Source organism: Stenotrophomonas sp. S4, from assembly GCF_054187805.2.
The window spans coordinates 2135220-2156538 of record NZ_CM196188.1 but is presented as its reverse complement, the minus strand read 5'-3'; the positions used below and the strand labels follow the sequence as shown (position 1 = coordinate 2156538).

The 21319-nt window shown below is 67.0% G+C and carries 19 protein-coding genes; 8 read left to right on the top strand and 11 right to left on the bottom strand.

Annotated features, from left to right (window positions below):
• Positions 1 to 85: 85 nt before the first annotated feature.
• Both ACUZUJ_RS10120 and ACUZUJ_RS10115 read left to right on the top strand, forming a co-directional pair.
• Positions 86 to 802, top strand: a complete 717-nt coding sequence (locus ACUZUJ_RS10120; protein ID WP_197622240.1) for a response regulator — start codon at positions 86 to 88, stop codon at positions 800 to 802.
• Positions 802 to 1878 carry an ATP-binding protein gene (locus ACUZUJ_RS10115; protein WP_049444824.1) on the top strand — a complete coding sequence of 359 codons (1077 nt, stop codon included), beginning with the start codon at positions 802 to 804 and terminating at the stop codon, positions 1876 to 1878. Before ACUZUJ_RS10120 ends, ACUZUJ_RS10115 begins: the two co-directional genes overlap by 1 nt.
• On the opposite strand, the gene ACUZUJ_RS10110 is transcribed toward ACUZUJ_RS10115, so the two are convergent.
• The 3 genes from ACUZUJ_RS10110 to ACUZUJ_RS10100 all read right to left on the bottom strand — a co-directional run bounded on the left by ACUZUJ_RS10110 (position 1856) and on the right by ACUZUJ_RS10100 (position 5443).
• Positions 1856 to 3652: a DUF7844 domain-containing protein gene (locus tag ACUZUJ_RS10110; protein ID WP_101765374.1), complete on the bottom strand. Its 1797-nt coding sequence runs from the start codon at positions 3650 to 3652 to the stop codon at positions 1856 to 1858. The two genes, ACUZUJ_RS10115 and ACUZUJ_RS10110, sit on opposite strands and share 23 nt — an antisense overlap.
• A 40-nt stretch (positions 3653 to 3692) precedes the next feature.
• Positions 3693 to 3992 carry a DUF2388 domain-containing protein gene (locus tag ACUZUJ_RS10105; protein WP_014037036.1) on the bottom strand — a complete coding sequence of 100 codons (300 nt, stop codon included), beginning with the start codon at positions 3990 to 3992 and terminating at the stop codon, positions 3693 to 3695.
• Between the two features lie 62 nt (positions 3993 to 4054).
• The gene (locus ACUZUJ_RS10100; protein WP_049444820.1) at positions 4055 to 5443 is read right to left on the bottom strand and encodes a D-2-hydroxyglutarate dehydrogenase; all 1389 of its coding nucleotides are present in this window, start codon (positions 5441 to 5443) and stop codon (positions 4055 to 4057) included.
• A gap of 169 nt (positions 5444 to 5612) precedes the next feature.
• On the opposite strand from ACUZUJ_RS10100, the gene serA reads away from it, so the two are divergent.
• Positions 5613 to 6854 carry a phosphoglycerate dehydrogenase gene (gene serA, locus ACUZUJ_RS10095; RefSeq protein WP_049444818.1) on the top strand — a complete coding sequence of 414 codons (1242 nt, stop codon included), beginning with the start codon at positions 5613 to 5615 and terminating at the stop codon, positions 6852 to 6854.
• 146 nt (positions 6855 to 7000) lie between these two features.
• Here serA and ACUZUJ_RS10090 read toward each other — a convergent pair whose 3' ends face one another.
• Both ACUZUJ_RS10090 and ACUZUJ_RS10085 read right to left on the bottom strand, forming a co-directional pair.
• Complete coding sequence (locus ACUZUJ_RS10090; RefSeq protein WP_049444816.1) at positions 7001 to 7393, bottom strand: hypothetical protein; 393 nt, start codon at positions 7391 to 7393, stop codon at positions 7001 to 7003.
• A complete protein-coding gene (locus ACUZUJ_RS10085) occupies positions 7393 to 8007 on the bottom strand; it encodes an NUDIX hydrolase (protein ID WP_080347507.1) in 615 nt (204 codons plus the stop codon). Before ACUZUJ_RS10085 ends, ACUZUJ_RS10090 begins: the two co-directional genes overlap by 1 nt.
• Positions 8008 to 8140: 133 nt before the next feature.
• Between ACUZUJ_RS10085 and ACUZUJ_RS10080 the strand changes: the two genes are divergently transcribed.
• Positions 8141 to 9616, top strand: a complete 1476-nt coding sequence (locus ACUZUJ_RS10080; protein WP_014037031.1) for an amino acid permease — start codon at positions 8141 to 8143, stop codon at positions 9614 to 9616.
• Between the two features lie 82 nt (positions 9617 to 9698).
• Positions 9699 to 11126 carry an amino acid permease gene (locus tag ACUZUJ_RS10075; protein WP_049444929.1) on the top strand — a complete coding sequence of 476 codons (1428 nt, stop codon included), beginning with the start codon at positions 9699 to 9701 and terminating at the stop codon, positions 11124 to 11126.
• A gap of 67 nt (positions 11127 to 11193) precedes the next feature.
• Here the strand turns inward: ACUZUJ_RS10075 and ACUZUJ_RS10070 are convergent, their stop codons facing one another.
• On the bottom strand, positions 11194 to 11568 hold the full coding sequence (locus tag ACUZUJ_RS10070; protein WP_049444927.1) for a hypothetical protein: 375 nt from the start codon (positions 11566 to 11568) through the stop codon (positions 11194 to 11196).
• A 251-nt stretch (positions 11569 to 11819) separates the two neighbouring features.
• On the opposite strand from ACUZUJ_RS10070, the gene ACUZUJ_RS10065 reads away from it, so the two are divergent.
• The 3 genes from ACUZUJ_RS10065 to mtnC all read left to right on the top strand — a co-directional run bounded on the left by ACUZUJ_RS10065 (position 11820) and on the right by mtnC (position 13810).
• Positions 11820 to 12461 carry a methylthioribulose 1-phosphate dehydratase gene (locus ACUZUJ_RS10065; RefSeq protein WP_049445498.1) on the top strand — a complete coding sequence of 214 codons (642 nt, stop codon included), beginning with the start codon at positions 11820 to 11822 and terminating at the stop codon, positions 12459 to 12461.
• Between the two features lie 92 nt (positions 12462 to 12553).
• Complete coding sequence (locus ACUZUJ_RS10060) at positions 12554 to 13111, top strand: 1,2-dihydroxy-3-keto-5-methylthiopentene dioxygenase (protein WP_005409451.1); 558 nt, start codon at positions 12554 to 12556, stop codon at positions 13109 to 13111.
• A 3-nt stretch (positions 13112 to 13114) separates the two neighbouring features.
• On the top strand, positions 13115 to 13810 hold the full coding sequence (gene mtnC, locus ACUZUJ_RS10055; RefSeq protein ID WP_049444925.1) for an acireductone synthase: 696 nt from the start codon (positions 13115 to 13117) through the stop codon (positions 13808 to 13810).
• Positions 13811 to 13896: 86 nt separating this feature from the next.
• Here mtnC and ACUZUJ_RS10050 read toward each other — a convergent pair whose 3' ends face one another.
• The 5 genes from ACUZUJ_RS10050 to ACUZUJ_RS10030 all read right to left on the bottom strand — a co-directional run bounded on the left by ACUZUJ_RS10050 (position 13897) and on the right by ACUZUJ_RS10030 (position 21256).
• Entirely contained in the window at positions 13897 to 16515 is a 2619-nt protein-coding gene (locus ACUZUJ_RS10050; RefSeq protein WP_049444924.1) for a beta-mannosidase, read from the bottom strand.
• A 91-nt stretch (positions 16516 to 16606) separates the two neighbouring features.
• Positions 16607 to 17833, bottom strand: a complete 1227-nt coding sequence (locus ACUZUJ_RS10045; protein WP_049444923.1) for an AGE family epimerase/isomerase — start codon at positions 17831 to 17833, stop codon at positions 16607 to 16609.
• The gene (locus ACUZUJ_RS10040) at positions 17830 to 18825 is read right to left on the bottom strand and encodes a carbohydrate kinase family protein (RefSeq protein ID WP_049444921.1); all 996 of its coding nucleotides are present in this window, start codon (positions 18823 to 18825) and stop codon (positions 17830 to 17832) included. The genes ACUZUJ_RS10045 and ACUZUJ_RS10040 overlap by 4 nt, the downstream gene beginning before the upstream one ends.
• 7 nt (positions 18826 to 18832) lie before the next feature.
• On the bottom strand, positions 18833 to 20146 hold the full coding sequence (fucP, locus tag ACUZUJ_RS10035) for an L-fucose:H+ symporter permease (RefSeq protein WP_049444919.1): 1314 nt from the start codon (positions 20144 to 20146) through the stop codon (positions 18833 to 18835).
• A 60-nt stretch (positions 20147 to 20206) separates the two neighbouring features.
• Positions 20207 to 21256 (bottom strand): LacI family DNA-binding transcriptional regulator, encoded by a 1050-nt coding sequence (locus ACUZUJ_RS10030; protein ID WP_014037023.1) that lies wholly within the window; start codon positions 21254 to 21256, stop codon positions 20207 to 20209.
• Between the last annotated feature and the right edge of the window lie 63 nt (positions 21257 to 21319).

The following is a 21319-nucleotide window of genomic DNA, read 5'->3' as shown; positions in this document are numbered from 1 at the left end:
CCCAGTGTGCGTGGCGATGATGGGGTTTCGATGGAGGAACTGTGGAGATACGATGGAGGCAAGCACCTTAAGGCCCCGCCCCTGCATGCATGCCTCCCCTGCCCTCGCCGCCCTCGTCCTGATCGTCGAGGATGAGGCCGAGATCGCCGATATTCTCACCGCCTATCTGGAACGCGAAGGACTGCGCACGCTGCGCGCCGCCGACGGCCACAGCGCCCTGGACCTGCACCGCAGCGCCCGCCCCGACCTGGTCCTGCTCGACGTGCAGCTGCCGCGCCTGGATGGCTGGAGCGTGCTGACCCAGCTGCGCCAGCGCGGCGAAACGCCGGTGATCATGCTGACCGCGCTGGACCAGGACCTGGACAAGCTGACCGCACTGCGCATGGGCGCCGACGACTACGTGGTCAAACCGTTCAATCCGGCCGAAGTGGCGGCGCGCGTGCGCGCGGTGCTGCGGCGTACGCTGCGCGCCTCGCGCGTGGATGCACCCAGCGCGCTGCGCGTCGGCCCGCTGCTGATCGACTCGGCCACCCACGCCGTGCACGTGGAGGGTGAAGGCTACAGCCACGAAGTCCTGCTCACCCTCACCGAATTCAAGCTGCTGCACTGCATGGCGCTGGCGCCGACGCGCATCTTCAGCCGCAGCGAACTGATGCACGAATGCCTGCCGGAAAGCGAAGCACTGGAGCGCACCGTCGACAGCCATGTCAGCAAGCTGCGCCGCAAGCTGGATGAGGTGGGCATGGTCAACGTCCCAGCCAGCGTGCGTGGCGTCGGCTACCGGTTGATGGCCGACCGCTGATGCCCCCCCTGCGCCGCTCCGGGCTGAGCCGCCACATCATTGTTTCGATGTCGCTGATGGTGATCGGCGTCATCGTGATGATGATCCTGTCATCGTGGCTGCTGTACGCGGTGCTGGTCGAGTTCTTCCCCGGCAGTGCCGAGGAGCCGGAAAGCTGGCTGCCGACCGGGCCGGAACTGGCATGGATGGTGGGCGTGATCCTGACCGGGCTGGCGCTGGCCATCGCCGCCTCGTTCCGCCTCGCCCACCGCATCCTGTCGCCGTTGAATTCGCTGGTGGACAGCGTGCGTGCGCTCGCGGGCGGCGACCTGGGTGCACGCGCCAGCGTCGAGGAAAATTCGCCGGGCGAAGTGGCGACCCTGGTCGAGGACTTCAATGCGATGGCGCGCCGCCTGCAGCACATGGAGAGCGAGCGCGCGATGTGGCACGCCGCCATCGCCCATGAGCTGCGCACGCCGGTGACGATCCTGCGCGGCCGCCTGCAGGGGCTGGCCGAGGGCGTGTTCCAGCCCGACGAATCCCAGTTCCGCAGCCTGCTGGCCCAGGTCGAAGGGCTGTCACGGCTGATCGAGGATCTGCGCGTGCTGAGCCTGTCCGACAATGCGCGGCTGGACGTGCGCCGCGCGCGCACCGACGTGGTGGCCGAGGTGCATTCGGTGATGACCCTGGTCGACCCGCAGTTCCGTGCCGCCGGCTTCGTGCTGGAGCTGGAAACCAGCCGCGAGGAACACAACGCGCACTGCGACCCGACCCGCCTGCGCCAGGCGCTGCTGGCGCTGCTGGAAAACGCGCGTCGCTACGCCAGCCCGGGCAAGGTACGGATCGCCGTGCACGACACGCCCGGCCACGTGCTGGTCTCGATCGAAGACGAGGGCCCGGGCATCGACCCGGAACTGCACACGGATATCTTCACCCCGTTCATGCGTGCCGATGGCTCGCGTTCGCGCCAGGGCGGCGGCAGCGGGCTCGGCCTGGCGGTGGTCAAGGCCATTGCCGATGCACACGGTGGCCGCGTCTACTGCATCCCGGGCAGCGCCGGCGGCAGCCGCTTCGTCATCGAACTGCCGCGCCAGTAGCCGTACCGGCTGCCTGCATGCGCAGGTGTGCACCGAGTGCGGCCAGATTGGCGTCGATCGCATCCATTTCCTCGCGCTGACGGATCGGCAGCTGCTGGCGCAGCTGCACGCGCAGTGCCTGCCACGCCGGGACCGCCTGCGCGCTGGCAGTGGCCACGGCCTCGGACAGCAGCGCCCGCTCGTCACCCAGCGGCAATCCATAGCCGCCGTCCTGCAGCAGCGTCCCCGGGCGCAGCCACTGCCCGCTCTGCTCCAGCAAGCCCCGCAGGCTGCGCGCTTCAGCGCTGTCCGGTGCGGCCAGCAGCTGCCGCTTGAGCACATCGCGTGCGCGCAGCTCGGCGCGCCGCTGCGCGGCCTGTTCAAGCAGCAACAGGCCGGCACTGGCACGCAGGTCACCCTGCAGCAGCCACGGTGCCCGCCGCTGCGCAGGCAGCTTCAACCAGCCGCGCACATCACGCGCGGGCAAGGCCAGCTGGGCCGCGGCCACTGCGAACAACTGCTGGTAGTGGTCGCGCGCCGAGGCGAAGTAGTAGCCCTGCGCCTGCGCTGCATTGCGGTCCGTCAGCACCCCCTCGTCGAGCACGCCCAGCCGCACCAGTCGCCGCTTCAAACCACGCGGGCTCAACTGGGCCAGCCCGGCCTCGCCCAGCCCCGGCACACCGGCCTGCAGCAGCTTGGCGGTTTCCACCGCGCAGTTGTTGCTGACGAAGTAATAGCGCCCGTCATAGCTCCAGTGCACCTGCGCGGTGCGCTCGAGCAGGCTGGCGATTTCGCTGCGGTCCAGCTGTAGCGGCAGCGACTGCAGCCCGCGCAGCTCGACCTTGGTGTACTCGTCCACCACCTGCTGCAGGGGCAGCACGAACAGCCGCGACGGATAGCCACCGGTCAGCCCGCGCCAGTTGGAAATCTGCACGTCACCCACGAAGGCACGGAACGACAGCACGCGGTGGTACTCCAGGTCCAGGCGGCAGTCAGGCCCAGGTGCGCGGCCCGGCTTGCAGATCACCAGCCGCAGCATGCTGTGTCCCCAGCGACTCATCGGCTGCGCACTGCCTTCGGCGAACAGGTAGTCCACCGCGTAGACGCGCGCCGGGTCGAGCTGCAGCAGCGATGCAGCGCCCTCCTCCGATTCGGCCTGCAGCAAGGGCAGCGTCGTGGAGCACTGCGGCTGTGGCAGCGACGGCGGTGTTCCGAAATGCGCCTGGTACCACTGCGCCAACGCCGGACGCCGGCAGGCGAACTCGCCGTCGAGCACGAAATGCTCGGCGTTCACGGCCAGGTACTCGGCCGGGTTCGCCAGCTCATAGACATCCGGGCTGCGGTCATGGAAATCGTTGCCGCCACGGCCGAGGCGCCAGGGCTTGCGCTGCCAGCCCGCGAGATCACGCCAACGCATGCTCTGCGACCAGTCCGCACCGCCACGGTCTGCAACGTGGGTCAGCTCGTGCACCAGCGCGCTGCGGCGCGCACGGCGGGCGCCGGGCATGCCGTCATCCAGCAGGTCGCGGCGCAACGTGATGCGACCGCCGAACGTGCGGCCGTGCACCTTGGCGGGAAGGTCATCACTCCAGCGCACCTGCACCTGAGCCGGCAAAGCGCGCAGCAGGCCCTCCGGCAGCAGTGACTGCACGTCGGCGAGGGTCTGGCTGGCGAGCTGCTGCTGTGCAGGATCGAGACCAGACGGGTCGAGCTGCAGGCGATCAGCTGCATGCGCGACGTGGGCGATCAGCAGTAGAGCCACGCCGTGCGTGGCTGCGTTCCTTGCAGTTGTCATGGCGTTGCCGGCCAGCGGCCGGCACTACCCGAAGACGGGATCAACGCGCCAGCAGCGCGCGGGCCAGTTCCAGGTCGCTCTGCTGCTGTGCGGCAGTGCTCTGCTCACGCAGGTGGACAAGCGCCGCCTGCAGGCGAGCGCCACGGATCTGGCCGTCGCTGGCGACGAACGCGGCGGCATCGTCGCGCGCAGCCAGTACCACCTTGTCATCGCCCGAGCTGCTGCCCGAGGAACCGGAGGAAGCGCCCGTGGCCGAACCGGCCGACGTGCCGGCGAAGCTGGAAGCGAAGCCGGCCAGCGGCAGGGACAGCAGGGCGAGCAGCAGAAGCGGACGGGTCATCGGTTCGAAGCCGGTTGTTAGGAAGCGTGGAGCGTAACGGGTGCGTGAAGGATTTGCCCGGCTCAAACGTCGAACAGCTTGCCGGGGTTCAGCCGCGCTTGGGGATCGAACGCGCGTTTGACCGCCTTCATCAGGGCGATCTCGGCCGGGCCGCGGGTGCTGTCCAGGTAGCCCTTCTTGACCAGACCGATGCCGTGCTCGGCCGAGATGCTGCCGTCGAAGCGGGCCAGCACCTGTGCCAGCAGCTTGGTTACGTGCTCGCATTGCGCCACGAAATCAGCGTCACTGGTGTCGTCCGGCTTGAGCACGTTGATGTGCAGATTGCCGTCGCCGATGTGGCCGAACCAGACCACGTCGAAATGCGGATAGGCCTGCCCGATCAGCGCCTGGGTCTCGGCCAGGAACGCCGGCATCGACGAGATCCGCACCGAAACATCGTTCTTGTAGGGCTTGTAACGGGCAAGCGACTCAGTGATGCCTTCGCGCAGGCGCCACAGCTGCGCGGCCTGCGCGTCGCTGGCACTGATCACGCCATCGCTGACCCAGCCATTGCCCATGCAGTCCTCGAACGCGGCCATCGCCGCCGCTTCCTGGGCCTCGTCGCCCGCGGCGAACTCGGTGACCACGTAGTACGGATGCACCTCGTCGAACGGTGCCTGTGCGCCATGTGCCAGCACGTGCTCCAGCGCCCGGTCGGTGAAGAATTCGAAGGCCTGCAGCTGCAGGCGCGCGCGGAACGCGGCGAATACCTGCATCAGCACTTCAAAGCTCGGCACTGCCAGCAGCATCACGTTGCTGGCCGGCGGCGGGTCGGTCAATTTCACCGTGGCTTCGACGATCACGCCCAGCGTGCCCTCCGAGCCGATCAGCAGCTGGCGGAAGTCATAGCCGCTGGAGTTCTTGATCAGCCCCTTGTTGAGTTCCAGCAACTCGCCGTCAGCGGTGACCACCTTCAGCCCCGCGATCCACTCACGGGTGTTGCCGTAGCGGATCACGCGGATGCCACCGGCATTGGTAGCGATGTTGCCGCCGATCGAGCAGGACCCGCGCGCGGCGAAATCCACCGGGTAGATCAGGCCGTGATCCAGCGCGGCGTTGTGCACGGCCTCCAGTGGCATGCCGGCCTGCACCACCAGGGTGCGATCGACGGCGTCGTAGGCCAGCGCCTTGTTCATCCGTTCCAGGCTGAGCACCAGCTCGCCCTTGGCGGCCACCGCGCCACCCGAGAGGCCGGTGCGGCCGCCGGACGGCACCACGGCCACGCCCTCGCCTGCGCTCCAGCGCATCACCGCCTGCACCTCCTCGACCGTGGCCGGCAGTGCGATCGCCAGCGGCGCCGGCGTCCAGCGCCGGGTCCAGTCGCGCCCGTAATGCTCCAGGTCGGCCGGGTCGGTCTTCAGCTTCAGGCCGGGACAGGCCTGCTGCAGCGAGGCAATGCGGGAATCGGTCATGACGGTCCAGCGCGGTGCGTGAAGAACGGGCAAGCGTGCCAGCGGCACGCGCCAGCGTCCAGCCCTGCAGCCGTGCAGATGGCTACGGATGCAACCAATTGCGCACTGCACCATGGGCGGCACGATCTGGCATAGTGGTCAGCCCCTGTCCCACTGGCCGTGTTGCCCCATGTCGCCGAAGAAGACCTCGTTCCCGAAGCAGGATATCCGCGTGCTGTTGCTGGAGGGGGTCAGCCAGACCGCCGTGGAGGTGTTCAGCGCCGCCGGCTACAGCCAGATCGAAGCGCACACCAAGGCGCTGCCCGAGGACGAACTGAAGGCACGCATCGCCGAGGCGCACATCGTCGGCATCCGTTCGCGCACCCAGCTCAGCGCCGAGGTGCTGGCCGAGGCCAAGCGCCTGATCGCGGTGGGCTGCTTCTGCATCGGCACCAACCAGGTCGACCTGGATGCAGCCGAACTGGCTGGCATCCCGGTGTTCAACGCGCCCTACTCCAACACGCGCAGCGTGGCCGAGCTGGTGATCGCCGAGGCGATCATGCTGACCCGCGGCATCCCGCAGAAGAACGCCGAATGCCATCGCGGCGGCTGGTCGAAGTCGGCCAGCGGCAGCCATGAAGTGCGTGGTAAGACGCTGGGCATCATCGGTTACGGCCACATCGGCACCCAGGTCGGCGTACTGGCCGAATCGCTGGGCATGCAGGTGATCTTCCACGACGTGGAAACCAAGCTGGCACTGGGCAATGCCCGTGCAGCGGCCAGCCTGGACGACCTGCTGGCACGCGCCGACATCGTCACCCTGCACGTGCCGGAGACCCCGTCCACGCAGTGGATGATCGGCAGCACCGAGCTGGCGAAGATGCGCAAGGGCGCGCACCTGATCAACGCCGCGCGCGGCACCGTGGTGGACATCGCCGCGCTGGATGCCGCGCTGGCCAGCGAACACCTGGGTGGCGCCGCGCTGGACGTGTTCCCGGTCGAGCCGAAGGGCAACGGCGATATCTTCGAATCGCCACTGACCCGCCATGACAACGTGATCCTGACCCCGCACGTTGGCGGCAGCACGCTGGAAGCGCAGGACAACATCGGCGTGGAAGTGGCGGCCAAGCTGGTGCGCTACAGCGACAACGGCAGCACCCTGTCGGCGGTCAACTTCCCGGAAGTGACCCTGCCCGAGCACGCCGACAGCCTGCGCCTGCTGCACATCCACCAGAACGTGCCGGGCGTGCTGTCCAAGGTCAACGAGATCTTCTCGCGCCACAACGTCAACATCGACGGCCAGTTCCTGCGCACCGACCCGAAGGTGGGTTACGTGGTGATCGACATCACCGCCAGCGAGGAACAGGCCGCCGCCGTGCGCGACGAGCTGGCCGCGATCCCGGGCACGCTGCGCACGCGCATCCTGTACTGATCGAAGGTTCGGCGGGCATGGCCCGGCCCGCAAGATGACGGTAGCGCCGGGCCATGCCCGGCGACATGCATCAGCACCACGCGATCCCCTCATGGAGCGGATCTGCTGGGTTGCAGTAGAGCCACGCCATGCGTGGATGGGACACCTCAGAACCTTACGGCGTAAAGGCTCTTGTAGAAGTCCCAATGGATCAGAACCCTGTCTTCCATCGACAGGAACAGCGTATCGACGAAATCCAGCTCCTCGGCATGAACCAGCCAGTCCTGCAGGCGGCTGCCCAGCGAAGGCACCGCCCCATCCACCTGGACAATCGTCAACACAGCTTCGCCTGGCAAGCCAACAGCATCTGCAATCGCACTCAACTCCTGCGCCAGCCGCTCCCGTCCCACCCCAGGCACCTCCAGGCGCGATGGCACGCGCTGCCAGTCGATGGATGTGATGACGGGCAATGCAGCCTTGATCATCGCGAGTGCCGCATCCTGCTTCGCCTCACCACAGGCATGAGCCGCAACAAACGCTGCACAGCCGTCGGAGAGCATCAACGCGCCAACCACCGGCGCGCCATACGCTGCATGGATTCGTCAGATTCCGGATCGGCCGCGACCTCGGTCACCGGTCGCCAGGCCAGCTCCAGCGATTCCTCGCTGAGCACGAAGGCTTCGCCACCCAGCGCCCGGATCACGAAACGCACGTCGTAGTGCCAGTGCCCCGGCACGTCCTTGCGCTCTGGAATCCAGTGCTTGTCCAGATCGAAGATGGCCGGATCTTCCAGCACCAGGTCGCTCAGGCCCGATTCTTCTTCAGCCTCCTTCAGCGCCACCTGGGCCAGGTCGCGGTCGCCGTCGGCGTGGCCGCCCAGCTGCAGCCAGCGCTGCAGCTTGCGGTGGTGGGTCAGCAGCAGGCGCTGGCCATCGGCACTGACCAGCCAGCAGCTGGCGGTGAAGTGGCCAGCCAGGCGCTCGCGGCGGAACGGATCTTCCGGATCGTCCAACAATGTGCCGAATTCGGCAGCCAGTGCGTCGTGGGCGGGCTCGCGGCGGGCATAGTCCCGCAGCAGGCCACGCAGGCGATCGTCAAGCACGGCAAGGGTTTCGGCGGTCTGGCTCATGAATGGGCGGCGTTTGGAAAAATACTGCTCATTATCGCCGTTCATTGTTGCGATTGCGCTTGTGCGTTGGCTTCAGCTTTGGCTAAGGTACAGCGGGCCGTTCGCGCGGCCTTCACCATTCCAGGGTTGCCGGCAACGTATCGGCGGCCCACCCAATCCGATCACTAGGAAGTACTGCATGCTGAAAGCTCTGTTGAGGGTCAAGCCGGTTGAACCGGCCGGGCACGTCGATGCTGGCGAACCCATCGAAGGCAGCCTGGACGGCGAAGCCACGTTGAAACGGACCCTCACGGCTAAACACCTCATCCTGCTTGGCGTGGGTGCGGTGATCGGCGCAGGCATCTTCGTGCTGACCGGCCAGGCCGCGGCCAATCACGCCGGCCCGGCGGTCATGCTGTCGTTCGTGATCGCCGGCTTCGCCTGCGCCCTGGCGGGCCTGTGCTACGCCGAGTTCGCGGCGATGATGCCGGTCTCCGGCAGTGCCTACTCCTACTCCTACGCCACCCTGGGCGAGGGCATGGCCTGGTTCATCGGCTGGTGCCTGGTGCTGGAATACCTGTTCGCCTCGGCCTCGGTCGCGGTGGGCTGGTCGGCGTACCTGATCAGCTTCATCACCACCACGCTGCACATGCCGTTCCCGGATGCCCTCAGCGCGGCCCCGATTGCCTGGACCGGCAGCGAGTTCGTCTCCTCCGGCAAGCTGTTCAACCTGCCGGCGGTGCTGATCGTGGCGGCGGTGTCCGGCCTGCTGTACGTGGGCGTGACCCAGTCGGCCTTCGTCAACGCGATCATCGTGGCGATCAAGGTCACCGTCATCTGCCTGTTCATCGGCATCGGCGCGGCCCACATCGACCCCGCCAACTGGCAGCCGTTCATCCCGGAAAATACCGGCGTGCCGGGTGAGTTCGGCTGGAGCGGCGTGTTCCGCGCGGCCACCATCGTGTTCTTCGCCTACATCGGCTTCGATGCGGTCTCCACCGCCGCCGGTGAAACCAAGGACCCGCAGCGCAACATGCCGATCGGCCTGCTCGGCTCGCTGGCCGTGTGCACCATTGTCTACATCATCGTCTGTGCCGTGCTGACCGGCATGATGCCGTACCACCTGCTGGGCACCGACAAGCCGGTGGCCACCGCGCTGGAACCCTACCCGACCCTGTCGTGGCTGAAGACCCTGGTCGAGATCGGCGCCATCGCCGGCCTGTCCTCGGTGGTGCTGGTGATGATGATGGGCCAGACCCGCATCGCCTACACCATCTCCCGCGACGGCCTGCTGCCGAAATTCTTCGGCAAGGTCCACGCCCGCTTCCGCACCCCGTACGTCGCCACCATCGTGGTCGGCGTGATCGCCGCCGCACTGGCCGGCCTGGTACCGCTGAACGTGCTGGGCGAACTGGTCTCGATGGGCACCCTGCTGGCCTTCGCCACGGTCTGCATCGGCGTTCTGGTGCTGCGCTATACCAAGCCGGACATCCACCGCCCGTTCCGCGTGCCGGCGGTGTGGATCATCTGCCCGCTCGGCGCGGCGACCTGCCTGTTCCTGTTCTGGCAGGCGTTCGTGGTGCACTGGCACCTGTTCGTCGGCTGGACGCTGCTTGGCCTGCTGATCTACCTGGGCTACGGCATCCGCAACAGCAAGCTGGCCAAGTCGCCCTGATCCGCCTACGGGCCGGCCTCGTGCCGGCCCGTCCGTTTTCCCTGCGCGCCCCTGACGGCGCGCTTCGACAAGACCACCACACATGTTCAAGCAACTGTGGGCCACCAAGCACCCGCATGCCGCCCATGAAGACGCCAACGGCCTGAGCCTGCGCCGCCACCTCGGCCCCTGGGGGCTGACTGCCCTGGGTATCGGCGCGGTGATCGGCGGCGGCATCTTCGTCATCACCGGCCAGGCCGCCGCCAACCACGCCGGCCCGGCGATCATGCTGTCCTTCGTGCTGGCCGCCATCTGCTGCGCCTTCTGCGCCCTGGCCTACGCCGAATTCGCCTCGATGGTGCCGGTTTCCGGCAGTGCCTACACCTACACCTACGCCACCTTCGGCGAGCTCTCGGCCTGGTTCATCGGCTGGATGCTGGTGCTCGAATACGGCGTCTCCGCCTCGGCGGTCGCGGTCAGCTGGACCGGCTACTTCCTCAGCCTGCTCAGCCAGTTCGACATCCATCTACCGGCGGCACTGGTCAGCGCACCACTCGACGCGCAGCTGCGTCCGACCGGCGCGATCGCCAACCTGCCGGCCGCCGCCCTCGTGCTGCTGCTGACCTGGTTGTGCTACGTCGGCATCAGCAAGTCCTCGGCGATGAACATGGCGATGGTCGTGCTCAAGACCGGCCTGATCCTGCTGGTCATCGTGGTCGGCTGGAAGTACGTGGATACCAGTAACTGGACCCCGTTCATTCCCGCCAACGAAGGCCCCGGCAAGTACGGCATGGAAGGCGTGCTGCGTGGCGCGGCGATGGTGTTCTTCGCCTACATCGGCTTCGAGGCGGTGTCGGTGGCCGCGCAGGAGTCGAAGAACCCGCAGCGCGACATGCCGTTCGGCATGATGCTGTCGCTGGTGATCTGCACCGTGCTGTACATCGCGATGGCCGCTGTGATGACCGGCCTGGTGCCTTTCCAGCTGCTGGGCACCGATGAGCCGGTGGTGACTGCCGTGGCCGCGCATCCGCAGTTGGGCTGGCTGCGCTGGGTGGTCGAGGTGGGCGCGCTGGTCGGCCTGTCTTCGGTGGTGCTGGTGATGATCATCGGCCAGCCGCGCATCTTCATGATCATGGGGCGCGACGGACTGCTGCCGCCGGTGTTCACCAAGATCCACCCGAAGTACCGTACCCCGCACATCAACACCGTGATCACCGGCATCGGCATCGCGCTGCTGGCGGCGCTGTTCCCGCTGGACATCCTCGGCGAGCTGACCTCGATGGGCACGCTGATCGCGTTTGCGGCGGTGTGCGCGGGCGTGTTGATCCTGCGCCGCACCCAGCCCGACCTGCCGCGCCCGTTCCGCATGCCGATGGCATGGCTGATCTGCAGCCTGGGCGTGCTGAGCTGCCTGGCGCTGCTGTCGGCGATGACGATGCACAACTGGATGCTTATGGGCGTGTGGACGTTCGTCGGCTTCGTGATCTATTTCTGCTACGGCTTCAAGCACAGCCGCCTGCGCGCGAAGTAAAACAAGCGTGGCAGGGCCCTGGTGGCCCTGCCACGCTGCCCGCTGGCGCAGGGGGGGGGCGCCTCGCCTAGCGGCGATTGAACCAGATGAGTTCCTGTTGCCAGCCGGCACCGGCCATGCAGGCCCTGAACTCGCTGCTGCGGTCGGACGCATTCACGTCCACGATGTAACTCTCCTCTTTCGGCATCGGCACGAGGTTGTACTTGCCGTCGATCGTGCAGACTTCATCGAGCCTGCAGGGTACCTTGCGGTCCTCGTAGACAGTGCGCGTGGCCACCTCGTTCCGCACCGGCCAGTGATCGCCGGCCCGCGCCATGCAACTGGAGTGGGCGGGACCGAATGGCCGCGCACTGGCATCCATCTTCACCCATTCCATCGCACAGCCGCTGCTGGCCAGCATGGCACCGATCACCCCCATCATCCCCATCGCGCGCGTGATCATCGAAGTACTCCTTTCCTTGGCGCTCGCCGGAACTCCTGCGGCAACCCGATGGTGTTTCGCCGCACATGAGCTGTCCACGACAGGAATCGGTTCCAGCGCGAGCGCGGACGCCCCCATTCAGCCTGCGCTGTGCCTGCCACGATCCAAACGCTGTCCAGCGGCTGCCGATACACCGCATCGCGCTTCCAGCGCAGCAGTCCGGCACCACGCCGCAAGCCCGGCCATGGGCCGGATCACGTAAAATGGCGACCATGGACACCCCCACCTTCCCCTACGACACCGCGCGCCTGAGCGAACTGGCCCAGCTGCTGATCGACAACGTCCGCGAACTGGCCCATGCCGGCTGGACCCCGGCCACCAGCAGCAACTTCTCCCACCGCCTGGACGACCGCCACGCCGCGATCACCGTCTCCGGCAAGGACAAAGGCCGCCTGATCGAGGACGACATCATGGTGGTGGACTTCGACGGCCTGGCCGTCGGCCGCCCGCTGCGCCCGTCCGCCGAGACACTGCTGCACACCCAGCTGTATCGCCGCTTCCCGGAGATCGGCTGCGTGCTGCACACCCACTCGCCGGTGCAGACCGTCGCCTCGCGCCTGTACGCGCCGCAGGGTCACATCCGCCTGGAAGGCTACGAGCTGCTGAAGGCCTTCGCCGGCAACAGCACCCACGAGATGGCCATCGACGTGCCGGTGTTCGCCAACACACAGGACATGAACGTGCTTTCGAAGCAGGTCGATGACCTGCTCGACCGGCAGAACCTGTGGGGCTACCTGATCGACGGCCACGGCCTGTATGCCTGGGGCCGCGACATGGCCGAGGCACGCCGCCACCTGGAAGCGTTCGAGTTCCTGTTCCACTGCGAGCTGGAACTGCGCAAGCTGCGCGGCTGAACCCGCACGCAGGTGCAGATGCCGATCCGGAATCTGCACCTCGTGCCCACCCTGCTACCCTGTCTTCCCCCCGAGACGTTCAAGCTGCCGCCATGAGCCGACTGCGCATCTACGACGACACCCGCCCCGAATCGCCGCTGCTGGACACCCAGGACGGCGCGGTCATCGCTGCCGAGCTGCAGAAGATCGGCGTCACCTTCGAGCGCTGGCAGGCCACCGCACCGGTCGCGCCGGGCGCCAGCCAGGAGGAAGTGTTCGCCGCCTACCGCGCCGACATCGACCGCCTGGTTGCCGAGCGCGGCTTCAAGAGCGTGGACGTGGCCTCGATCGCCCCGGACAACCCGAACCGCGCCGAGCTGCGCAAGAAGTTCCTCGACGAACACTTCCACAAGGAAGACGAGGTGCGCTTCTTCGTCGCAGGTTCCGGCCTGTTCACCCTGCACGTGGGTGACAAGGTCTATGAGATCGAGTGCGTGAAGGACGACCTGATCGCCGTACCCGATGGCACCACCCACTGGTTCGACATGGGCGACGAGCCCAGCTTCGTGGCGATCCGCTTCTTCACCGAGCCGGATGGCTGGGTCGGTCACTTCACCGGCACCGACATCGCGCAGAAGTTCCCCCGTTACGTACCCACCCAGGCGTCCTGATCCATGCAGCCCCGCGTCATCCTGACCGACATCGAAGGCACCACCAGCAGCATCTCGTTCGTCAAGAACGTGCTGTTCCCTTATGCGCGCAAGGCGTTGCCCGCGTTCGTCGCCGAGCATGGCCAGCAGCCGGAGGTCCGCCGCTGGCTGGATGCCGTGGCTACCGAGATCGGTGGCGCCTGCCAGGACAGCTTGGTGGCCGAGACGCTGCAGGGCTGGATCGACCAGGACCGCAAGCACACCGCACTGAAGGCACTGCAGGGGCTGATCTGGGACGAAGGCTACCGCCGTGGCGACTACACCGCGCACTTCTACCCGGAAGTAGCGCCGGTACTGAGCGGCTGGCACGCCTCCGGCCTGCCGCTGTACGTGTATTCCTCCGGCTCGGTGCCGGCGCAGAAGCTGTTCTTCGGCTTCAGCGATGCCGGTGACCTCAGCCCGCTGGTGTCGGGCTGGTTCGATACCGAGATCGGTGGCAAGCGTGAGGCCGACAGCTACCGCCGCATCGTGCAGGCCATCGGCGTACCGGCCGGCGAGATCCTGTTCCTGTCGGATGTGGTGGAAGAACTGGATGCTGCCCGCGAAGCCGGCCTGCAGACCCGGCTGATCGATCGCCTGGACGACTACCCGCTGCCGCGCACCGGCCAGGCCGCCAACGGCCACGAGCGGGTCGAGAATTTCCAGCAGATCCAGCTGTAAGCAAGAAAAAGGGGACGGAGGGGATTAAGTCGTTTGTGGCACACATGGGCCACAAACGACTTAATCCCCTCCGTCCCCTTTTTTGCTCAACGGTCGTTGAGGGTCTTCATCTTCAGCGCTTCGCGCAGGGTAACCAGATCCACCGGGCCGCGCACCGCGATATCGCGGGTTTCGCCCGGCAGCAGGTCCAGCAGGTTGTCTTCGACCTGCACGTCCAGCGCACCGAAATCGATCCACGTCGCGCGCACATACGCCGCGCTTTCCAGCCGCAGGCGATAGTGGTCGCCCTCGATGCTCAGGGCAGCCTTCAGCGTCTGTCGCGGCAATACCTGGTCCTTCGCCTCGACGAAACCAACCACCTGGCGCGCACGGACCTTGCCATCCTGCAGCAGCTCGAACACCGCCATGGTGCGCTTCGGGTCGGCACCGGCCAACAATTCGGCATCGCGGAAATCACCGATCGAGGTCACTCCGGCCGCCGCCAGCGTCACCGCTTCCTCACGACGGCGCAGCACCTTCCCTTCCACGTCCATCACCCGCAGCCGCCAGCGTGCATCCAGTGCGGCACCGTCGTTGAGCAGCCTCACCCGCGTGCTGCCCTCGTCGCGCAGCGCGGCCACCGTCACTGGCGCAAAGAAGCGCCGCGCGGCGAAGTGCAGCGCCTTCCAGCGGCCGAAGTAATCCACGCTGGACCACGAGGCGCCCGGCCAGACATCGTTGAGCTGCCAGTACAGCGAGCCCATCGTGTATGGCCGCGAGGCGCGATGATGCAGCGCCGCCAGTGCGATGCCATCGGCCTGCATCACCTGGCTGAGGTAGACGAAGTCCTCGAAGTCCTTCGGCGTGCCATAGCCCAGTTCAATGTAATGCAGCAGGCGGCTGTTGCCCTCGCCGGCCATGAACTTCTGGTGCGCGCGGATCACCGGGCTGTCGATGCGCTGCTCGGCGTGGGTGGCGATCTGGTCCACCGTCGCCACCGACGGCCACGCCTGCAGCCCGTACTCGGACATGAAGCGCGGGGTCTCGCGCAGATAGGCCTGCACCGGCAACGCCGGATTGCCCCAGACCTGCCAGTAGTGCTTGTCGCCACGCATTGAATCGTTGGCCTTCTCGTCAAGGTCGTTGCTGGGCGAGCTGGACCAGTACGGCACGCCCAGCCCTTCCTCGCCCACCACCTGGCGCAGGTCGTTGCCGAACAGGTCGACGTAGCCCTGCCAGACCTTCGCCGCAAATGCCGGGTCGGCCGCCTTCAGGTCGCGGCCGTGCCCCCAGTCCTTCCAGGCGGTTTCTTCCTCGTTGTTGCCACACCACAGCACGATGCTGGGGTGATGGCGCAGCCGGCGCACGTTGTCGCGTGCTTCGGCCACCACGCTTGCCCGGAAGGCCGGATCGTAGCCCGGCTGCATGCCGCCGCCGAACATGAAGTCCTGCCAGACCAGCAGGCCCATCTCATCGGCGATGTCGAAGAACGCATCGTCCTCGTAGTAGCCGCCGCCCCAGTTGCGCAGCATGTTCATGTTGGCGTCGCGCGCGGCGGTCAGCACCTGGCGCAGGCGTGCGGCATCGACGCGTGCGGGGAAGACATCGAACGGAATGACGTTGGCGCCCTTGGCGAAGATCTCCACGCCGTTGATGACGAAGGCAAAGCCCTGCCCGCCCTTGCGGTCTTCCTCGCGGCGCAGTTCGACCGTGCGCAGGCCGATGCGCTGCTCGCGCGCCAGTGCTGCATCGGCGCCATCATCCAGGCGAGCCCGCACGGTATAGCGATCCTGCGCACCCTGGCCCACCGGCCACCAGCGCCGCGGCGTGGCCAGCTCAACCGGCAGCTCAACCGTGTTCTGGCCGGGCTTCAGCAACACCGTGCGTTGCACCTGGGCCACGTTGCGGCCTTCCGGATCACGCACATCCACATTCACCAAGGCCGAACCCGCAGCAGCACCCTGCTCCACCTGCAGCAGCACCGCCAGCTTCGCCTGCTCTGCACTCAATGCATCGGTTCGCACGGCAAGATCGGTCAGACGGTGCGCGTCCCAGGCCTGCAGGTCGACCCCGCGCCAGACCCCGGCGGTGACATAACGCGGGCCCCAGTCCCAGCCGAAGTGGTAGGCCGGCTTGCGCGCGAAGTTGCCGACCATCGCGTCCTTCGGCTCATCGCCATACGGCGACGGATAATTGCCAGCGATCTTGTGCGGCATTGCCTGCACACCCGGCAGCAGGGTGCGGATCGGCGAACGGAACACGATCTGCAGTTCATTGTCCCTGGCACGCAACCGCCCGTCCACGCGTGCACGCCAGGTACGGTGTGCATTGTCCGCACGCAGCAGCGGCTTGCCGTTGAGGCTGACCTCGGCATACGTATCCAGCCCGTCGAAGCGTAGCTCGGCATTCGGCTTGGCCAGCGTCGTGGCGTCCACGTCGAAGCGGGCACGGTACTCCCAGTCGGCGAGGCCGATCCATTGCAGCTCGGCCTCGGGTGCACCGACATACGGATCGCGGATCAGCCCATGCGCCAACAGGTCGGTGTGCACGCTGCCCGGCACCTTGGCGGCACGCCATTGCTGCAGGCCCGGATGGGCTGCGCCTTCGGCGTCGCCGGGCAGCATGCGGAACTGCCACTGTGCCTGCAGCGGCGCTGCGGTTGCCGGGAAGGCGGAGGCTGCGATCAGCAGCAGGAGCAGACGGACAACGAGGGAAAGACGATGCACGCGGAGCTCCTGTTTTTCCGCCGGACGTGATCCGGCGCTACCGATTTCGGATCGCCAGGCATGGCCTGGCACTACTGCATTCGAACGATCTTCAACGCACCACGTTCAACACTTCGTAGCACGCGCCCATGGTGTGGTAATCCACCTTCCCGGCCGGGCTCTTCTCGTCGCTGTACTTGCGGTTGTCGGCATCGAGGATGCGGAACCAGGCGCCGTACTGGTGGTCGACGAAGTGCTCCCACGAATACGCCCAGATGCGCTCGTACCACTGCCAGTAGTGGTCGTCGCCGGTGCGCTTGGCCATCAGCGCGGCGGTCGCCAGCGTTTCGGCCTGCACCCAGAAGTACTTGTCGTCGTCGCAGACGAAGCTGTCGCCGCCGATCGGGGCGCCGTCCATGCCGGGCTGCCGGCGCGATTCCGGTGCGAAGCCGTAGTACAGGCCGCCCCGGGCGTCGTCCCAGCTGCACGCGATGGCCACGTCGAACAGGTGCTGCGCGGTCGGCACCAGCCAGTCGGCCTGCACGTGACGATCGAGGATCAGCAGCAGCTTGGCCCACTCGGTCTGGTGGCCAGGCTGGAAGCCCCACGGGCGGAACAGATGCTTGGGATCGTCCAGGTTGTAGTCCCAGTCGATCTCCCAGTTGGAATCGTAATGTTCCCAGACCAGGCCACCAGCCTTGGCGGCCTGGCGGCGGGTCATGTTGTCGGCCAGCTGCAGCGCACGCTCGACATAGCGCTGCTCGCCACTGGCTTCGAACGCGGCCAGCATCGCCTCGCACATGTGCATGTTGGCGTTCTGGCCGCGGTAGCCGGTGAAGTTCCACTGGCCGTCAGCCTCGTCCTTGTACAGGCCGTGCTGCGGCTCCCAGAAGCGCGCTTCCAGCAGCTGCCAGGTCTCGTCCATCCAGTCGCGCGCCTGCTCGATGCCGGCTTTCAGCGCACAACTGTAGGCCAGCAGCACGAAGGCCACGCCGTAGCAGTGGTTCATGTCATCCTCGACCTTGCCGTCGCGCAGGGTCCAGGCATAGCCGCCGGTGGCCGGGTTGCGGTGCACCTCCCGCAGGTAGCGCACGCCGTGCTCGACCGCCTCGCGGTACTCGGCGTTGCCGAATTCGCGGTAGGCCATCGCATAGTTGAAGACGAAGCGGGTGCTGCTTACCAGGTGGCGATGGCTGGCATCGTAGATGCTGCCGTCATCGCGGAAGTAGTGGAAAAAGCCGCCGTCCGGATCGATGCAGCGCGGGTGGTAGAACGCCATCGTGTCGGCGATATGCGCGCGCAGGAACGCGGGCGAACGGAAATCGGGCGAGGTGCTCATGCGGTAATGTCCTGTGCCTGCAGCAGCTGCTGCACTTCATCGAGCGAGGGCATCGCGGCGAACGCGCCCTTGCGGGTAACAGCCAGCGCACCGACCGCAGCACCGAAGCGCAGCGTGGCGGTGATCGCCTCCGGGTCCTGGCAGAACGCAGCGAAACCAGCACCCGCCCCACCCCGCTCCAGCAGGCCGACCAGCACGCCACCGACGAAGGCATCGCCGGCGGCCGTGGTATCGACCGTGGCCACGCGGAAACTGGTCACCGTGCCGTGGTTGTCGCGGGTGTACCAGTGCAGCGTGGCTGCACCGTCGGTGACGATGACCCAACGTGCCTGCGCGGCCAGCAGGCGCCGCAGCACCGCCGCCTCGCCATCGGCGCCCATCGGCGCGGCCAGGTAATCCAGTTCCTCGCGCGACAGCTTGACCAGATCGGCGCGTTCCAGCGCCTGCCAAAGGCGCGGCGTCGGATCGACGTCGGCGGGCCACAGTGCCGGGCGCAGATTCAGATCGAGGCTGACCACCGCACCGGCCGCGCGCGCACGATCCATGCCGGCGAAGGTCGCCTCGGCGATGGCCGGCTCGGTCAGGCTGTTGGAGCAGACGTGGAAGCACTGCGCGCTGTCGAGGCACTCCGCCTGGAAGTCACTGTCACGGAACAGCAGGTCAGCCGCCGGCGGACGGTAGAAACTGAAGCTGCGCTCGCCACTGGCATCCAGCGCGACGAAGGCCAGCGCGGTCTTGGCGGCGTCGGTGCGCACGATGTAATCCGTGCCCACGCCGTGCTCGACCAGGCTGTCGGCCAGGAAGTCACCGAACATGTCGCGGCCGAGCATGCCGACGAACTGGGTCTTCGCACCCAGCCGCGCAGCCGCCACCGCGACGTTGGCCGGCGCACCGCCGGCGTACTGCAGGAACGCGCGCGGGGTGTCGGCCGAGGCCGGCGGCTGCGCTAGTAGATCGATCAAAATTTCGCCGAAGCAAACGATGGCACCCATTCCGGACTCAGCCTCCCTGCGTTGCGGAGGCCGGCGTACGCGCACCGACCAGTCCGTAGAAAATGATGTAGCCGTAGCACAGCAGCGGCAGGATGAAGCTGGCCTGCACACCGATGTGGTCGGCCAGCACGCCCTGCAGGTACGGCACCACGGCACCGCCGACGATGGCCATGATCAGCAGGCTGGAGCCCTTGTTGGTCAGCGGGCCCAGGCGCTCGATGCTCAGCGCGAAGATGGTCGGGAACATGATCGAGTTGAACAGGCCGATGGCCACCACCGAGTACAGCGCGACGTTGCCGGAGCTCAGCATGGTTGTGACCAGCAGCCCCACGTTGACCAGCGCGAAGATCGCCAGCAGGCGGCTGGGCGAGAAGCGTGCCAGCAGCGCCGAACCGGCGAAGCGGCCGATCATCGCCATCGTCCAGTAGGCCGACACGTAATGCGTGGCCTGCTGTTCGCTGAAGCCGCCGATGTTCGGCATCGACAGGTAGTTGACCAGGAAGCTGCCGATCGACACTTCGGCGCCGACATAGAAGAAGATGCCCATCACGCCCAGCAGCAGGTGGCGCTTGCGCAGCGCATCCAGGTAGCTGTGGTGGTGGCCCTGGTCGGCCTGCTCGGTGGCATCACTCAGCGCCGGCAGGCGGAACAGGAACACGAACAGCGCCAGCAACACCAGCGCCACCGCCAGGCCCACGTACGGGCCCTGCACGGCCTGCGCCTCGGCGGCACGGTAGGCCAGCTGCTCGGCGGCCGGCAGCGCCGCGATGTCATCGGCACTCTTGACCGTGTTGGACAGGATCAGCATGCCGCCGAAGATCGGCGCGATGGCCGTGCCCAGCGAGTTCAGCGCCTGCGCCAGGGTCAGGCGGCTGGAACTGGTCTGCTCCGGACCCAACAGCGCCACGTAGGGGTTGGCAGCGACCTGCAGCACGGTGATGCCGCTGGCCAGCACGAACAGCGCACCGAGGAAGGCGCCATACACACGCAGCTCGGCCGCCGGCCAGAAGCCCAGCGCGCCGATGCCGGCAATCACCAGGCCCGCCACGATGCCCTTCTTGTAGCCCAGCGCCGCCACCAGCCGACCCGCCGGCAGCGACATCAGGAAATAGGTGCCGAAGAAAGTGAACTGCACCAGCATCGCCTTGGCGTAGTTCAGCTCGAACACTGCCTTCAGGTGCGGGATCAGGATGTCATTGAGGCAGGTCAGGAAGCCCCACATGAAGAAGATCGTGGTGACGACAGCCAGCGCCTTGCCGTTGGTGACGGCGGGTGCGTTGCCCGAAGAACCCGATGGACGGGGCGTTGCGGAGATCGGCATGCGGTACGCGCCTCGATGCGCGGAAGGTCGTTGTTGCGTGGAAGGGGTGTATGGAAGGAATCAGTTCGGACGTGCGGCACTGCTTTCGCGGATGCGCAGCTGCACCGGCGCGACCGTGCGCCGTGGCGGCGCGTCCGGTTCATCCAGTCGTTGCAGCAGCAGCGCGGCAGCTTGCCGGCCCCGCTCGCGCGGGTCGGCGGTGAGCGTGGTCAACGGCGGCACCGCGACCGACGCCTCGGAAATGTCATCGAAACCGGTAACGGCGAAGTCGCCACCCGGGCGGATGCCACGCGAGTTCAAGCCCAGCATCAGGCCCAGCGCGACGGTGTCGTTGTAGCAGACCGCCGCACTCGGACGATGGCCATCGGCAAACAGCTCATCGGTGCGCGCCGCGGCTTCCAGGCGGTTCGGTGCCGACTCGATCATCCAGCCCGGCGGCAGCGACAGACCCGCCTCGGCCAGCGCCTGCTGGAACCCGGCACGGCGTTGGTGGCACGAACTGGACGCGGCGTGGCCACCGAAGAAGGCGATCTGGCGATGACCACGCTCGATCAGGTGACGCGTGGCCAGATAGGCGCCGTGCTGGTTGTCCAGGGTCAGGAAGTCCCAGTCGGCCCCTTCCAGTTCACGGTTGAACAGCAGCACGTTGGCATTGGCGCCCAGCGCCTGCCGCAGCAGCGCGGTGTCACTGCCCTCGGCTGGCGACAGGATCAGGCCGGCGGGCGTGTGCTCCATCAACGTGGACAGCACCGCTTGCTGTCGCTCCGGCGATTCGCCGGTACTGCCGAGCAGGGTCACGTAACCGCGTCCGCCCAGCGCCTCGTCCACGCCCGATGCGAATTCGGCGAAGAACGGGTTGGACAGATCGTTGATCACCAGCGCGATGCTCGACGAGGTCCGCCGGCGCAGATTGGCCGCCGCGCGGTTGTAGACATAGCGCTGGCGACGCAGCTCGGCCTCGACCTTGGCGCGGGTATCGACGTTGACCAGCGGGCTGCCGCGCAGCACCAGCGACACGGTTGCCCGTGACACGCCGATGGCACGCGCGATGTCGGTCACCGTCACCGCCTTGCCGGCGCGCTTGCTGGGACTGCTGCCGTTGTCGTTCATCGTCTTCCCGGACTCCGCTGGATGCTCAAGCCTAATGGATCAGGGCCCCGTCGTGCCGTGCCG

Coding starts and splice junctions, on each gene's coding strand:
- ACUZUJ_RS10080 (WP_014037031.1), top strand. CDS start 8,141: ATGCTGAAAGCTCTGTTGAGGGTCAAGCCGGTTGAACCGGCCGGGCAC.
- ACUZUJ_RS10030 (WP_014037023.1), bottom strand. CDS start 21,256: ATGAACGACAACGGCAGCAGTCCCAGCAAGCGCGCCGGCAAGGCGGTG.
- ACUZUJ_RS10070 (WP_049444927.1), bottom strand. CDS start 11,568: ATGATCACGCGCGCGATGGGGATGATGGGGGTGATCGGTGCCATGCTG.
- fucP (WP_049444919.1), bottom strand. CDS start 20,146: ATGCCGATCTCCGCAACGCCCCGTCCATCGGGTTCTTCGGGCAACGCA.
- ACUZUJ_RS10075 (WP_049444929.1), top strand. CDS start 9,699: ATGTTCAAGCAACTGTGGGCCACCAAGCACCCGCATGCCGCCCATGAA.
- ACUZUJ_RS10105 (WP_014037036.1), bottom strand. CDS start 3,992: ATGACCCGTCCGCTTCTGCTGCTCGCCCTGCTGTCCCTGCCGCTGGCC.
- ACUZUJ_RS10085 (WP_080347507.1), bottom strand. CDS start 8,007: ATGAACGGCGATAATGAGCAGTATTTTTCCAAACGCCGCCCATTCATG.
- ACUZUJ_RS10090 (WP_049444816.1), bottom strand. CDS start 7,393: ATGCTCTCCGACGGCTGTGCAGCGTTTGTTGCGGCTCATGCCTGTGGT.
- ACUZUJ_RS10045 (WP_049444923.1), bottom strand. CDS start 17,833: ATGAGCACCTCGCCCGATTTCCGTTCGCCCGCGTTCCTGCGCGCGCAT.
- serA (WP_049444818.1), top strand. CDS start 5,613: ATGTCGCCGAAGAAGACCTCGTTCCCGAAGCAGGATATCCGCGTGCTG.
- ACUZUJ_RS10120 (WP_197622240.1), top strand. CDS start 86: ATGCATGCCTCCCCTGCCCTCGCCGCCCTCGTCCTGATCGTCGAGGAT.
- ACUZUJ_RS10065 (WP_049445498.1), top strand. CDS start 11,820: ATGGACACCCCCACCTTCCCCTACGACACCGCGCGCCTGAGCGAACTG.
- ACUZUJ_RS10100 (WP_049444820.1), bottom strand. CDS start 5,443: ATGACCGATTCCCGCATTGCCTCGCTGCAGCAGGCCTGTCCCGGCCTG.
- ACUZUJ_RS10115 (WP_049444824.1), top strand. CDS start 802: ATGCCCCCCCTGCGCCGCTCCGGGCTGAGCCGCCACATCATTGTTTCG.
- ACUZUJ_RS10040 (WP_049444921.1), bottom strand. CDS start 18,825: ATGGGTGCCATCGTTTGCTTCGGCGAAATTTTGATCGATCTACTAGCG.
- ACUZUJ_RS10110 (WP_101765374.1), bottom strand. CDS start 3,652: ATGACAACTGCAAGGAACGCAGCCACGCACGGCGTGGCTCTACTGCTG.
- ACUZUJ_RS10060 (WP_005409451.1), top strand. CDS start 12,554: ATGAGCCGACTGCGCATCTACGACGACACCCGCCCCGAATCGCCGCTG.
- mtnC (WP_049444925.1), top strand. CDS start 13,115: ATGCAGCCCCGCGTCATCCTGACCGACATCGAAGGCACCACCAGCAGC.